This is a genomic window from Ensifer adhaerens (assembly GCF_000697965.2).
GTDB lineage: Bacteria > Pseudomonadota > Alphaproteobacteria > Rhizobiales > Rhizobiaceae > Ensifer > Ensifer adhaerens.
Window position 1 is genome coordinate 3025953 of the sequence record NZ_CP015880.1, and the last position, 13027, is coordinate 3038979.

At 62.4% G+C, this 13027-nt stretch carries 14 protein-coding genes; 7 read left to right on the plus strand and 7 right to left on the minus strand.

Annotated elements, in window-relative coordinates:
* The first annotated feature begins 6 nt into the window (after nucleotides 1–6).
* Both FA04_RS14855 and ligD read left to right on the plus strand, forming a co-directional pair.
* Entirely contained in the window at nucleotides 7–318 is a 312-nt protein-coding gene (locus FA04_RS14855; RefSeq protein ID WP_051659728.1) for a hypothetical protein, read from the plus strand.
* The gene (gene ligD, locus FA04_RS14860) at nucleotides 318–1943 is read left to right on the plus strand and encodes a non-homologous end-joining DNA ligase (RefSeq protein ID WP_034806240.1); all 1626 of its coding nucleotides are present in this window, start codon (nucleotides 318–320) and stop codon (nucleotides 1941–1943) included. Before FA04_RS14855 ends, ligD begins: the two co-directional genes overlap by 1 nt.
* Here ligD and FA04_RS14865 read toward each other — a convergent pair.
* The 3 genes from FA04_RS14865 to ybgC form a co-directional block, all read right to left on the minus strand.
* Nucleotides 1940–2833, minus strand: a complete 894-nt coding sequence (locus tag FA04_RS14865; RefSeq protein ID WP_034806237.1) for a haloalkane dehalogenase — start codon at nucleotides 2831–2833, stop codon at nucleotides 1940–1942. The two genes, ligD and FA04_RS14865, sit on opposite strands and share 4 nt — an antisense overlap.
* The gene (locus FA04_RS14870) at nucleotides 2826–3422 is read right to left on the minus strand and encodes a TetR/AcrR family transcriptional regulator (protein ID WP_034806234.1); all 597 of its coding nucleotides are present in this window, start codon (nucleotides 3420–3422) and stop codon (nucleotides 2826–2828) included. The genes FA04_RS14865 and FA04_RS14870 overlap by 8 nt, the downstream gene beginning before the upstream one ends.
* A gap of 126 nt (nucleotides 3423–3548) precedes the next feature.
* Complete coding sequence (ybgC, locus tag FA04_RS14875) at nucleotides 3549–4004, minus strand: tol-pal system-associated acyl-CoA thioesterase (protein ID WP_034806232.1); 456 nt, start codon at nucleotides 4002–4004, stop codon at nucleotides 3549–3551.
* Between the two features lie 124 nt (nucleotides 4005–4128).
* Between ybgC and FA04_RS14880 the strand changes: the two genes are divergently transcribed.
* From FA04_RS14880 to FA04_RS14895, 4 genes are all read left to right on the plus strand, one after another.
* Nucleotides 4129–5349 (plus strand): NAD-dependent epimerase/dehydratase family protein, encoded by a 1221-nt coding sequence (locus tag FA04_RS14880; protein ID WP_034806229.1) that lies wholly within the window; start codon nucleotides 4129–4131, stop codon nucleotides 5347–5349.
* A complete protein-coding gene (locus FA04_RS14885; protein ID WP_034806225.1) occupies nucleotides 5346–6206 on the plus strand; it encodes a glycosyltransferase in 861 nt (286 codons plus the stop codon). Before FA04_RS14880 ends, FA04_RS14885 begins: the two co-directional genes overlap by 4 nt.
* On the plus strand, nucleotides 6203–7093 hold the full coding sequence (locus FA04_RS14890) for an NAD-dependent epimerase/dehydratase family protein (RefSeq protein WP_034806222.1): 891 nt from the start codon (nucleotides 6203–6205) through the stop codon (nucleotides 7091–7093). Before FA04_RS14885 ends, FA04_RS14890 begins: the two co-directional genes overlap by 4 nt.
* A 179-nt stretch (nucleotides 7094–7272) precedes the next feature.
* A complete protein-coding gene (locus tag FA04_RS14895; protein ID WP_034806219.1) occupies nucleotides 7273–8481 on the plus strand; it encodes a hypothetical protein in 1209 nt (402 codons plus the stop codon).
* Nucleotides 8482–8606: 125 nt separating this feature from the next.
* Here the strand turns inward: FA04_RS14895 and FA04_RS14900 are convergent, their stop codons facing one another.
* From FA04_RS14900 to ruvC, 4 genes are all read right to left on the minus strand, one after another.
* Entirely contained in the window at nucleotides 8607–9509 is a 903-nt protein-coding gene (locus FA04_RS14900; RefSeq protein ID WP_034806217.1) for a metallophosphoesterase, read from the minus strand.
* The gene (gene ruvB, locus FA04_RS14905; protein WP_034806214.1) at nucleotides 9510–10553 is read right to left on the minus strand and encodes a Holliday junction branch migration DNA helicase RuvB; all 1044 of its coding nucleotides are present in this window, start codon (nucleotides 10551–10553) and stop codon (nucleotides 9510–9512) included.
* Nucleotides 10554–10649: 96 nt separating this feature from the next.
* The gene (ruvA, locus tag FA04_RS14910; protein ID WP_034806211.1) at nucleotides 10650–11267 is read right to left on the minus strand and encodes a Holliday junction branch migration protein RuvA; all 618 of its coding nucleotides are present in this window, start codon (nucleotides 11265–11267) and stop codon (nucleotides 10650–10652) included.
* Between the two features lie 66 nt (nucleotides 11268–11333).
* The gene (gene ruvC / locus FA04_RS14915; RefSeq protein ID WP_034806209.1) at nucleotides 11334–11846 is read right to left on the minus strand and encodes a crossover junction endodeoxyribonuclease RuvC; all 513 of its coding nucleotides are present in this window, start codon (nucleotides 11844–11846) and stop codon (nucleotides 11334–11336) included.
* Between the two features lie 170 nt (nucleotides 11847–12016).
* On the opposite strand from ruvC, the gene FA04_RS14920 reads away from it, so the two are divergent.
* Complete coding sequence (locus tag FA04_RS14920; RefSeq protein ID WP_034806655.1) at nucleotides 12017–13018, plus strand: LLM class flavin-dependent oxidoreductase; 1002 nt, start codon at nucleotides 12017–12019, stop codon at nucleotides 13016–13018.
* The last annotated feature ends 9 nt before the right edge of the window (nucleotides 13019–13027 follow it).

The window sequence follows — 13027 nt, forward strand, 5'->3', positions numbered from 1 at the left end:
CTAGGGATGGCCCAACGAACGACAGGACAACGAAGCGAAGGAAAGTCCTCACCGGACCTTGATCCCCGGGACCGATTGATCCTCGCCCTTTGCGCCGAGCTCAAGGCCGAGCGGGAAACCCGCGCCGCCCTGGAGGACGCACTCGCCCACGGCGTCGTGTCGCTGGAAATCCTCCAGGCCATCATCTCCGATCCGGTTCCCGTGGTGACCGAGGAGGACATTGTTCGCATCGAACGGGTCCTCGCCCTCGATGCGGCCCGGTCCGCAATTCTGGCTAAGGACGCGCCGACCGTCCGGGGTCTCCGTGGAGGCGGGTGATGGCGTCCCTTCGCAGCCCGCTTGCCGAATACAACAAACGCCGCAACTTCGGCGAGACGCGCGAACCAAAGGGCAAGCTTGGTCGCGGCCGGTCCGGCCGCATGCGCTTTCTCGTGCAGAAGCATGACGCCACCCGGCTCCACTACGACTTGCGGCTGGAATGGGACGGTGTCTTGAAGAGCTGGGCGGTCACCCGCGGACCAAGCCTCAATCCGGAAGACAAGCGACTAGCTGTCAGAACCGAGGATCATCCGCTGGCCTATGGCGATTTCGAAGGCACAATCCCCGAAAAGCAATATGGCGGCGGCACCGTCATGTTGTGGGACAGCGGCTGGTGGGAGCCGGAAAACGATCCGGACGAGGGCTTGCGCGAGGGCAAGCTGACATTCCATCTTCACGGTCAGCGGATGCAAGGCGGGTGGGCATTGGTGCGGATGCGGTCACGCCCCGGTGAAAAGCGCGAGAACTGGCTGCTGATCAAGGAGGGTGACGAAATTGCCGCCGAGGATGGCAACGTTCTGCTGGAGAACCATCTGACGAGCGTCAGCACCGGCCGCACCATGGCCGAGATTGCCGATGGGAAGGGCGAACGCAAGAAGCATGTCTGGACCTCAAAGGGGGAGGACAAGGAGGCGAAGGCCGTGACAGTCAAAACATCCAAAACCGCAACGAAGCCCAAGGACAAAGCAGCAAAGCCGGCAAAGGCGAAGCAAGCCATATCGGACGAAACCGTGCTTGGGGTGCGCATCACTCATCCGGATCGCGTCCTGTTTGCTGACCAGGGCATCAGCAAGCTCGATCTCGCCCGCTACTACGCCGTCGTCGCCGATCGCATATTGCCCCATGCCGCCGAGCGTCTCCTGTCGCTCGTGCGTGCGCCGCAGGGCGTGAAGGGTCCGCGCTTCTACCAGAAACATGCGAGCGACGGTTTTCCCGACGAGATCAAGGAAGTCCCCGTCGAGGAAAGCTCCGGCGAAACGGAAAACTACATGTATGTGCGCGACGCCAAGGGGCTGGTCGCTGCGGTCCAGATGGGCACGCTGGAGTTCCATATCTGGGGATCGCATGTCGACAAGCTGGAGATCCCCGATCGACTGGTCTTCGACCTTGATCCTGACGAGGGTCTCGACTTCGAGATGGTCAAGGGTGCGGCCGTGGCCTTGCGCGATGCGCTCGATGAGATCGGGCTGAAATCGGCTCCGATGGTCACGGGCGGCAAGGGCGTCCATGTCATCGTGCCGCTGACGGCCCGCGCCAGCTGGCCGGAAGCCAAGGCCTTCGCCAAGACCTTTGCGCAAGGTTTCGCCGATCGCGAACCGGACCGGTTCATCGCCACCATGTCGAAGGAAAAGCGCAAAGGACGCATCTTCATCGACTGGCTGAGGAATGAGCGCGGCGCGACCGCCATTGCCCCCTACTCGACCCGGGCGCGCGCTGACGGACCGGTGGCGACGCCCATCAACTGGGATGAACTTGCCGATCTCAAGTCGGCCAACAGCTTCCACATCCCGGACATCCTCGAGCGGATCGAAAATGGCGCAGACCCCTGGCAGGATGTGTCCAAGATCAGGCAATCCCTGACCAAGACGATCCTGGGCAAGATCGGCGTGAACGAGGCGGACTAGGCCGCCGACGCCCCGCGCAATCCCTCGATCCACGAACGTAATGCCGTCCCGATCGCGTGCGGATGATCCTCCTGCAGGTAGTGCGCGCCCGCGCCGAGTTTCACCAGGCGGCAATTCGCAAGCTCGTCGGCATAAGCTTCCGCCTCCGCCGGTGAGATGAGCGCACCAGGGTCGCCCGAGAACAATAGCTTGGGATATCCTGAGGCGCGAAGCGTGGCGTGATCTGCCGTACTGATAGCGTAGAACTCAGAAGGCGCGCCCTCGATCGGCAGTTCACGCGGCAGGCGCAGCACGGGGCGGCGGGAAGATGGATCCGGAAACGGTGCCCGATAAGCAGCCATTTCCTCGTCGTTCAGTTGACGCAGGATCGCGTTCGGTACGACCCGTTCGATGAAGACGTTTTCCTCCAGGATCAGCCGCTCGCCGACGCCTTCAGTTCGGAACGCCCTGAACAGTTCGCGGGCCTGAGGCTTTTGATGAAACGCCTCATAAGTTTCAGCCGGCCGGATATATTCCATGAAGGCGAGGCCGAGCACCTTCTCCCGATTGAGTGCGGCAAAGTGGAAGGCAAGCGCCGTTCCCCAATCCTGCGCGACCAGGAAAAGTGGACCGGGAGCGACCTTTTCGATGAAGGCTTCGAGATAGCGGAACTGGTCGAGGAAGGTGTAGTCGATGTCGGGCTTGTCGGATTGGCCATAGCCGATCAGATCCGGTGCAACGCAGCGCCCGACCGGTGTCACATGCGGCAAGATGTTCCGCCAGATATAGGACGACGTCGGGTTGCCGTGGAGAAACAGGACCGTCGGTCCCGTGCCTTTTTCGATATAGGCCATCGACGATCCGAAAATGTCGACGAATGACTTGCCCGCTGCGAATGCCTCTTCACGCATGCTTCCCTCCATCAAACACGGTTGAAAAAACGATCGTCCTGAACGTTGCAAGCGGCGCCGGGCTGCGATCGACCTTCATGCGCAGCATGGCCCCCTGCCAGGCGCTGAGCAGGAAGTCGGCAAGCTCGGCCGCCGAGCCGAGCGGAGCGATTTCGCCCTTCTCCAGCCCTTCGGCGATGCAGGCCTCGAAGGGACCGCGCCAGGTCGCAAAGAGTTTCGACAGATGCGCCCTGAGCCGTTCATTGTCGAAGGAGGCTTCGAGGCTGAGATTGCCGATCATGCAGCCGCGGCTGTAGTCGGCGTCAGCCAGCTTGCCGGTGATGAGGTCGATGTAGCGACGCAACCGGTCGACGGAGCGCACGCTTCTGTCGCCAAGCGCCTCTTCCACGAGGCCCGAGACATAGGCGAAGTAGCGATCGAGCACCTCGATGACGAAGTCTTCCTTGGACGTGAAGTGATTGGTGAAGGACCCAGGACGGGCGCCCGCAGCCTCGACGATGTCGCGTACGCCGGTCCCGGCGTAGCCTGTGTTCCATACGAGCTGATCGCCCGCCTTCAGAAGATTTTCGCGTATCGATTTTCTGGACATGGCGAAATAATACGTACGTACGTATTATTGTCAATGCACTGAATCGAATGCAGTGAAAACGCGCGTCCACCAACGAAAAACGCCCCTGGAAGGGGCGCCGTGTCTCCGTTCGACTGAAGGAGAGCTCTAGCCCGCGCTCTCCTTCGCATGATGGAATTTGTAGGCGAGCGCCTCGGGCAGCCGCCGTGGCCGACCCTGGCCGTTGATCACGGCGATGATCACCTTGGCGGCGATCAGCAACTGCTCGCCGCGGCGGATCTCCTGCTGCAGCACCATCTTGGCGCCGCCGGCCTTCTCGGTGACGGTGGTAATCGTCAGGATGTCATCCATGCGCGCCGGCAGCTTGAAGTCGATCTCCATGCGATGGACGACGAAGACGAGGCCTTCGCTGTCGCCCTCGATCGCCAGCGTTGCCTGCTCGACGCCGAGCAGCCGCAGGAAATCGGTGCGGGCGCGCTCCATGAAATGCAGGTAGCGGGCGTGATAGACGACGCCGGAAAAGTCGGTGTCTTCGTAATAGACGCGCTGGATCAGCTGATGGCCGTTTTCGGTCAGTTCGCCTGCGAGCGAAATCAGGGACATACTTTTCTCCGAAAGAATTTCCCGTTTCCTGTGCAGGAACAAAAAGCCGTTTGCAAGCATTGCAGCCTTGTCACAATCCTATCCTATCACGTGACGGACTTCCTTTGCGATCAGGAGAACGTGCATGAAGATTGCGATTCTCGGCGGCGACGGTTTCGTCGGTTGGCCCACGGCCCTTCATTTGTCCGATGCCGGTCACGACGTTCATATCCTCGACAATCTCTCCCGCCGATGGATCGATACGGAACTGGGCGTGCAATCGCTGACGCCGATGGATTCGATCCAGGAACGCACGCGTATCTGGCATGCCGAAACCGGCCGGCGCATCCATTTCAACCTGATCGATCTCGCCCGCGACTACGAACTCCTGAAGAACTGGCTCGCCGACCATCGCCCTGACGCCATCGTGCATTTTGCCGAACAGCGTGCCGCGCCCTATTCGATGAAGAGCGACCGCCACAAGAACTACACGGTCAACAACAACGTCAACGCCACGCACAATCTTCTGAACGCGCTGGTCGAACTCAGCCTCGACGCCCACCTCGTGCATCTCGGCACCATGGGCGTCTACGGCTACTCCACCATCGGCGCGGCGATCCCCGAGGGCTATCTGCCTGTCGGCATCGAAACGATGGGCGGCGAGACCGTCAGCCAGGAGATCCTCTACCCCTCCAATCCCGGCTCGATCTACCACATGACCAAGTGCCTGGATCAGTTGCTCTTCCAGTTCTATGCCAAGAACGACGGGCTTCGGATCACCGACCTGCACCAGGGCATCGTCTGGGGTACGCATACCGAGCAGACGCGCCGCCACGCCCAGCTCATCAACCGCTTCGACTATGACGGCGACTATGGCACCGTGCTCAATCGTTTCCTCATCCAGGCGGCAATCGGTTATCCGCTGACCGTGCACGGCACCGGCGGCCAGACCCGCGCCTTCATTCACATCCAGGATTCGGTGCGATGCATCGAGCTGGCGCTCACGAACCCACCGGCGCGCGGCAGCCGTGTCGAGATCTTCAACCAGATGACCGAGACCCACCGGGTGCGCGATCTCGCCGAAATGATCGCCTCGATATCGGGGGCCGAGATCGCCCGGTTGCCGAACCCGCGCAAGGAAGCTGCCGAGAACGAACTCGTCGTGCACAACGAGAAATTCCTGAGCCTCGGTCTCAACCCGACGCGGCTGCAGGACGGATTGCTTTCGGAAATCGTCGATGTCGCCAAGAAATTCGCCTATCGTGTCGACAGAACGCGCGTGCCCGCCGTCTCCGCCTGGACCAAGGACATCGCGCCGCTGATCAACCACGACCCAGAGGGCAAGCGGCTGAAATCCGTTTCATGACATCGAACGATCCTTCGGAGGGGCTCCGCCCCTCCTCGCCTCCCCAAGCCGACCATGCCTATGTGACGCTCGTCACCAATGCCGATTATGCGCTTGGCGCCCGCGCACTGGCGCGCTCCATAACACGCACGGGCACGAGGGCCGATATCGTCGTGCTGCACACGGGCGGCGTTTCTGTCGATGTACTGGCGCCGCTTGCCGAATTCGGCTGCCGGCTGGTGGAGACCAACCTTCTGCCGCTTTCCGACGCCTTCAACGCGCGCCACCAGCGCCGGAACGTGCATGATAAGGCGCCCTTCACGAAAGGCCGAAAGCCCGACTTCCACTCGCCGCTCGACAACTTCTGCAAGCTCCGGCTCTGGCAGCTTACCGAATATCGGCGCTGCGTCTTCATCGACGCCGATGCGGTCGTGCTCCGGAACATCGACCGGCTGTTTGCCTATCCGGAATTCTCCGCTGCCCCCAATGTCTACGAAAGCCTTGCGGACTTTCATCGGCTGAATTCCGGCGTCTTCGTCGCCGAACCGTCAATGGCGACCTTCGACAGGATGATCACCCAGCTTGATGCGCCGGACGCCTTCTGGCCGCGCACCGACCAGACCTTCCTGCAAGCCTTCTTCCCGGACTGGCACGGTCTGCCAGTGACGATGAACATGCTGCAATATGTCTGGTTCAACCTGCCCGAACTCTGGGACTGGGGCTCAATCGGCGTGCTGCACTACCAGTATGAAAAGCCCTGGGAGACGGATCATCCGCGCAGGGAGGCCCTGCAGCCGCTTATCGATCTCTGGCATGGCTACCTGACAGGAGACGATATTCCGGACATCGCATCGCTCACCAACCCGGTCCGCCGATGACCCGCGTGCTTGTCTCCGGCGGCACGGGCTTCGTCGGCCGCTTCATCGTCGAGCATCTGCTGCAGGCGGGGTACGAGGTTGTGATCGGCGGTCGCACGCGGGGCCCAAACACCTTCTTCAGCGGGCCTGTTGGTTTCGTGCCCCTGTCGCTCGATCCGACGAGCGATCACAGCGCGGCCTTTGGCAATGTCCAGTGTTTCGTCCATGCCGCCTTCCAGCACATCCCTGGCCGATATCGAGGCGGCGAAGGCGATGATCCCGAGAGCTTCCGCCGCGCCAATCTCGATGGTTCGGTCCGGCTTTTCGAAACGGCACGCGAACAGGGCGTAGGTCGCTGCATCTTCCTGTCGAGCCGCGCCGTCTACGGAACGCACCCAGCAGGCGCCGTGCTGTCGGAGGGATCGACCTGCCATCCCGAGAGCCTCTATGGCGCGCTCAAGCTTGCGGCGGAGCGGCAACTAGAACTGCTGGGCACGGACGACTTCAGGACAGCAAGCCTACGCGTCACCGGCGTCTACGGAGCACCGGGCAACGGGGCGTCGCACAAATGGCAGGCCCTGTTCGACGACTATCTGCAGGGCCGCCCGGTTGCACCGCGGGCCGGCACGGAAGTGCATGGCGACGATGTCGCAGCCGCCGTGCGCCTCGTGCTCGAAGCGGAAACGCGCCGCTTGCCGGTTTCGGTCTTCAACGTCTCCGATATCCTCGTCGACAACAGCATCATTCTGGAAATCGTTCGCCAAATCACCGGTTGTATGAACGACCTGCCCGAACCGGCCGCATTGACCGAATTCAACGCGATGGACTGTGGCCGTCTGCGCGCGCTCGGCTGGACGCCGGGCGGGCTCCCGCGGCTGCACGAGACGATCGAAAAGCTGCTCGGCTGAGACCCTGCGTAGAGCCGTTCTGTGTCGATCAAGGACTCCTTTAAGGAGTATTAATTTACAATTTAATACCCCAGGTTGCCGCCGAAAATCCGAGCTATCTTGGCTGCGCGGAACGGTTCCGGTCCGTGCAAAAAGCTCAACCCTCCCGTCGATCGACGGCGCTTCGAAGGAAATCAATCATGCCTATCGAGACGTTGAATCCTGAAGTCTGGAAGCTTGTCGGCACTTTGAACGGTGAATGGAAAACGAATGGCGGCAAGGATTTCGGCTGGGGCACGGTCAAGACCTCATCGCAAACCTTGACTGCAAACGCCTTGCTTTCGGTCTACAAGCTGATGCGCGGCAACCAGAATCTGACGCGCGACTACTACCTCGTCGTCGGGGATGTCTATCACGGCATCCAGGGTTCGCCGTCCACTCCGTCGTCCAACTGGGTATCGGTCGGCTTTTACGCCAATCACATGAAGCTGCGCCTCGAGACGAACTCGCAGCAGGCGCGGCTCGTAACGTTCGGGCCGAACAGCACCGTCGAGCAAGCGACGATCAGTTTCTCGATCGGCGGCGAACTCAGCGCCGAATACAGCAAGGAAGGCCCGAAGGGCGGCGCCTCGCTCAGCGCCAATGTCGGTGTCAGCTTCACGGCCTCCGAGGTTTCGTTTGCGGCACGCCCCGCAACGCAATCGATCGAGTGGCAGGCGAGATTGCCCCATGTCGGCTGGGTTTCGGCGGGAGTGCCGGCAAATCCCGGTCGCCCGTCCTATGCCGGTTACATCTGGAATGCGGCCGCGATCATCGAGGTCCCGCAAGGCGCGACGCCCAACTTCAAAGGGCGCTTCGAAGTGGACTTCGAGTTCAATTGGACGCGCGGCATTCGCAAGCGGTCGTTCACGCCCGAGATCGATCTCGTCTACCAGTCCCTTACCAGGACGGGCACCAGCGACATCGAGGTTATTCCGCCGCTGCCGACGATACTGGAGACATTGCGCTCCCTCGCCTCTTCGACCGGTCGGGACGGCAAGACCGACACCTTCCTGGCAGCGCTGGAAAACTCTCGTGTGATCGATGCGCTCGGCGACAGCAATCTTGACCAGATCGTCATCGCGCCAACCAACCTGGCCGTCCAGACTTACTTCGACCAGCACCCGCAAATCGCGCTTGAGGCCGTTTCGCCGGCAAACCAGGCCTGGCTCGATAGCTGGGTCGCCGAACGGATCATCAGCACACCGCCCGGCTCTGTTGAACTGGCAACACTCAGTGCGTCGGTAAAGAGCATGAGCGAGGGGGAATGGTACCAGTGCGCGGACGGCCTGCTGCTGGTCACCGACACCTATGAGGTGGCGTCCGGCCTGCGGGGCGCAGTGCGAAGCGGAGCCATCAGGGCCGCCTGACGCACCGTGACAAACGGGCGCCCTGCTCGGCTCAACAGAGCGGGCGGGCGGAAGCAAACAGGCCTGGCGTCGTCTTGATGCCAGGCTCTTTCAGCGCAAGACCGAACGAACCTGGAATTTGTCGCTCAGCCGAGATCGATCACCACGATCTCCGGCGGCATGCCGAAGCGAACCGGCGCAAGCGAGCAGCCGAGACCGCCGGAAACGATCAGATTGCAATCGTTCTCGGTCACATGGCCGTAGGCGTAACGCTCGCCGAAACGCGAGGGCACGACCGGCGCATAGCCGAGAAACCGCACCTGGCCGCCATGGGTATGGCCCGACAGTGTCAGCGCGACACGCGACGGAACACGCGGGAACACATCCGGCTCATGCGCCATGAGGATGACCGGATCGGTATCGCTCACCTGGGCGAGCGTACCATCGAGATCGTCGAGACCGCTCATGCGCTTGCGTTGCCACTTCTTGCCGGGCACCAAGGCAAGCTGATCTTCGAGGCCAGCGATCCAGAAGCCCTGCCCCTCCTTCTCCAGTCTCACCGCCCGGTTGCTATAGACGTTGATGCCGACGTCCTGCAGCGCCTTGTGCCCGAAGGTCGGCCCGCCGCCGTTCTTCTGCGCGGTCCGGTCTTCCCACCAGTCATGATTGCCCATGACCGCGTGGACGCCGAGCGGCGCCTCGAGTGTGGCCAGCGCCTTCGACCATTCGCTGGAATGCACATAGCTGGTGACGAGGTTCATGCCGGCCACATAGTCGCCGAGCAGCAGCGTGATATCGCCGCCAAGGCTGTTGGCCTGCCGGCAGATCGAAGCGATACGGCTTGCCGGCATCCAGGGCTCGCACGCGTGGATGTCGGTGAGCACGACGGCGCGCAGCTTGAGGCCTGGTGTCCAATTGGGTGGCGTCAGTTTGTATCGGGTGACGTTCAGCCGGGCCAGAGGTTCGACGGCAAAGGCGTAGCCGCCCAGTGCCGCCATGCTGACGATACCGCCGCCGATCAGTTTCAACAATCCGCGGCGGCTGATCATCTAGTCGTCGTCCTCTAATGTCAGGCGAAACTGGGTCGCCTCCATCTCCTTGGGGGGATTAAGGCCGATATGTTTCCAGGCATTGGCGGTCAAAATACGGCCGCGCGGCGTGCGTTGGATGAAGCCCTGCTGGATCAGATAGGGCTCGATGATGTCTTCGATCGCATCACGCGGCTCCGAAAGGCCCGCAGCGATGGTCTCGATGCCGACGGGACCGCCGCCAAAGTTCTGCGCGATCATGAAGAGGTAGCGCCGGTCGAGCTGGTCGAGGCCCATATTGTCGACGAGCAGCCGCGTCAGCGCCTCGTCCGCGAGCTCCTTGGTCACGGCTTCGGCACGCGCCACTTCGGCGAAGTCGCGCACCCGGCGCAACAGCCGGCCGGCGATGCGCGGCGTACCGCGGGCGCGGCGGGCGATCTCGCGGGCGCCGTCGTCGGTCATGCCGAGGCCCATCAGCCGGGCGCCACGCCGGACGATCGATTCCAGCTCTTCGACCGTGTAGAAATTGAGCCGCACCGGAATGCCGAAACGGTCGCGAAGCGGCGTCGTCAGAAGCCCGAGGCGGGTGGTTGCCGCCACCAGCGTGAACTTCGACAGGTCGATCTTCACCGACCGCGCCGCCGGGCCTTCGCCGATGATGAGGTCGAGCTGGAAGTCCTCCATCGCAGGATAGAGGATTTCCTCGACGGCCGGATTGAGCCGGTGAATTTCGTCGATGAAGAGCACGTCGCGCTCTTCGAGATTGGTGAGCAGGGCTGCGAGATCGCCGGCCTTGGCGATCACAGGGCCGGAGGTCGAGCGGAAATTGACGCCGAGCTCCTTGGCCATGATCTGCGCCAGCGTCGTCTTGCCGAGCCCGGGAGGGCCGACGAAGAGCACGTGGTCCAGCGCCTCGCCGCGATTTTTTGCCGCCTCGATGAAGATCTTCAGGTTGGCGCGCGCTTCCGCCTGGCCGGTGAAGTCATCCAGCGTCTGCGGGCGCATGGTCGCATCGAGGTCTTCACCGCGCTTTTCCGGCGTTATCAGGCGTGCGGCGTCAGTCATGCGTTCGTTCCATTCGGTCGGGCAGCTCAGCGCTGCAACCCGTCATCATGCCGGGCACGATGCGTTCTGCCTTCTGTGCCCGGCCAAGGCAAGCGTTCATCGCGCCAGCTCTTTCAGGCCAAGGCGAATGAGCTTGGCGCTGTCGCCGCCTTCGCCGCCGTTCTTCAAGGCCGCAGCAACGGCATTGGCCGCCTGGTCGCGCGAGTAGCCGAGATTGGTGAGCGCCGAAACCGCATCGGAAACCGGCGCGGAGGCGACGCCTTCGCCAAGCTCCTGCTTGAGGCCGATCGAGGCCGACATCTCGCCGGCGAAGGACGGCGCCTTGTTCTTCAGTTCCGTGACGATGCGCACCGCCACCTTGGGCCCGACACCGGGCGCACGGGAGACGGAGGTCTTGTCCTGCAGCGCGATCGCATTGGCCAATTCCCCCGGCGTCAGGGTGGAAAGCACGGCCAGCGCCACTTTCGAGCCGACCCCCTGCACGCTCTGCAACAGCCGGAACCATTCCCGCTCCAGCGCCGTCAGGAAGCCGAACAGCTTCAACTGGTCTTCGCGCACATACGTCTCGATGAAGAGCACCGCCGCCTCGCCCGCCGATCCGAGCCTGGACAGCGTGCGCGCCGAACAAAAGGCAACGTAGCCGACGCCATGCACATCGAGCACGACGTGATCCTCGGCGATCTCGTCGATGGTACCCTTCAATTTGCCGATCATGTGGCGTCTCTCGCGGTGGGTTCTGGATGGTCACCGGACCATCGGAAATTATCGTGTCGGGCGCAACTACGCCATCAATGCGGCAAGCCGGCTCGTCACCGATTGCCGGTTGTGGGCATGGCAGATAGCGATCGCCAGTGCGTCCGCCGCATCGTTGCCCTTGAACTCGGCCTTCGGCATCAGAACCTTCAGCATCATGTGGATCTGCTGCTTCTCGCCATGACCGACGCCGATCACCGCCTTCTTGACCGCGTTCGGCGCATATTCGGCGACCCTGAGGCCTGCTCGTGCCGGCACCAGCATGGCGATGCCGCGCGCCTGGCCGAGTTTCAGCGTCGCTGTCGCGTCCTTGTTGACGAAGGTCTGCTCCACCGCCGCCTCGTGTGGCTGATAGCTGTGCACCACCTCGGCAAGGCCGTCATGCAGCTGGCAAAGTCTGGAGGCGAGGTCCATGTCGCCATCCGACGTCACCGTGCCCGAGGCGACGAAACGCAACGAATTGCCGAGCGTCTCGATGATGCCCCAGCCGGTACGACGGAGCCCCGGATCGATGCCGATGATGCGAATCGTGGTCTGCATGAATTTCACCCTATGATGTCAGTCCGGACGCTGCCAGCAAAAAGTGAACAAAACAAAAACATACGCACAGTGGAGGCGCGGCCCCAGGTTTTCTTCGGCACCGCCCTTGGATTGAGGAAAATTGAGCTTACATAGCCTTGCATCAATTTCTCTCAATAAAGGCCTTTGCCATGGCGACTTTCTCCGTCCTCGATCTTTCCCCGATCACTGAAGGCGGCAGCGTCGCCCAATCGCTGGAGAATTCGCGCCGTCTGGCCCAGGCGGCCGAGGAGAACGGCTACACCCGCTTCTGGCTGGCCGAACATCACGGCATGAAGGGCATCGCCAGTGCGGCGACCTCGATCGTGATCTCGCACGTGGCGGCAGCGACGAAGACGATCCGTGTCGGCTCCGGCGGCATCATGCTGCCGAACCACTCGCCGCTTGTCATCGCCGAACAGTTCGGAACGCTCGCCGCCCTCTACCCCGGCCGCATCGACCTCGGCCTCGGCCGTGCGCCCGGAACCGACATGCGCACCGCCCAGGCCCTCCGACGCAACATGGAGGCGAGCGGCAACAACTTCCCGAACGACGTCGTCGAACTGCAGGCACTGCTCGGCCCCGTCGCCGAGGACCAGAAGATCATCGCCGTGCCCGGCGCCGACACCAATGTGCCGATCTGGCTGCTCGGCTCAAGCCATTTCAGCGCCCATCTCGCCGGCATGCTCGGCCTGCCCTTCGCCTTCGCCTCGCATTTCGCGCCGGACATGCTGCTCTCGGCGCTGGAGATCTACCGCGAGCGCTTCACCCCCTCCGAGACCCTTGCCAAGCCGCAGGTGATGGTCGGCGTCATGGGGGTTGCCGCCGATACGGACGAGGAGGCGAACTACCTCTTCACCTCCATGCAGCAATCCTTCGTGGCCCTGCGCCGCAACGCGCGCGGGCAGTTTCCGCCGCCGGTCCAGTCGATGGATGGGCTTTGGAGCTATGACGAGAAGATCTTCGTCGACCATTCGATGATGTATGCGGTGGTCGGAGGGCCAGAGACGATCCGGCGCAAGATCGGGGCGTTCCTCGAGCAGACAAAGGCCGACGAACTGATCATCTCCATGCCGATCTTCCACATGCAGGCGCGGCTGAATTCGCTTCGCCTCTTCGCCGACGCCCAGCGCGATCTCGCCAAGGCGGCGTAAAGCCGGCCG

Coding starts and splice junctions, on each gene's coding strand:
- FA04_RS14885 (WP_034806225.1), top strand. CDS start 5,346: ATGACATCGAACGATCCTTCGGAGGGGCTCCGCCCCTCCTCGCCTCCC.
- ligD (WP_034806240.1), top strand. CDS start 318: ATGGCGTCCCTTCGCAGCCCGCTTGCCGAATACAACAAACGCCGCAAC.
- FA04_RS14865 (WP_034806237.1), bottom strand. CDS start 2,833: ATGCGTGAAGAGGCATTCGCAGCGGGCAAGTCATTCGTCGACATTTTC.
- ruvA (WP_034806211.1), bottom strand. CDS start 11,267: ATGATCGGCAAATTGAAGGGTACCATCGACGAGATCGCCGAGGATCAC.
- FA04_RS14920 (WP_034806655.1), top strand. CDS start 12,017: ATGGCGACTTTCTCCGTCCTCGATCTTTCCCCGATCACTGAAGGCGGC.
- FA04_RS14900 (WP_034806217.1), bottom strand. CDS start 9,509: ATGATCAGCCGCCGCGGATTGTTGAAACTGATCGGCGGCGGTATCGTC.
- FA04_RS14870 (WP_034806234.1), bottom strand. CDS start 3,422: ATGTCCAGAAAATCGATACGCGAAAATCTTCTGAAGGCGGGCGATCAG.
- ruvB (WP_034806214.1), bottom strand. CDS start 10,553: ATGACTGACGCCGCACGCCTGATAACGCCGGAAAAGCGCGGTGAAGAC.
- ruvC (WP_034806209.1), bottom strand. CDS start 11,846: ATGCAGACCACGATTCGCATCATCGGCATCGATCCGGGGCTCCGTCGT.
- FA04_RS14855 (WP_051659728.1), top strand. CDS start 7: ATGGCCCAACGAACGACAGGACAACGAAGCGAAGGAAAGTCCTCACCG.
- ybgC (WP_034806232.1), bottom strand. CDS start 4,004: ATGTCCCTGATTTCGCTCGCAGGCGAACTGACCGAAAACGGCCATCAG.
- FA04_RS14880 (WP_034806229.1), top strand. CDS start 4,129: ATGAAGATTGCGATTCTCGGCGGCGACGGTTTCGTCGGTTGGCCCACG.
- FA04_RS14895 (WP_034806219.1), top strand. CDS start 7,273: ATGCCTATCGAGACGTTGAATCCTGAAGTCTGGAAGCTTGTCGGCACT.
- FA04_RS14890 (WP_034806222.1), top strand. CDS start 6,203: ATGACCCGCGTGCTTGTCTCCGGCGGCACGGGCTTCGTCGGCCGCTTC.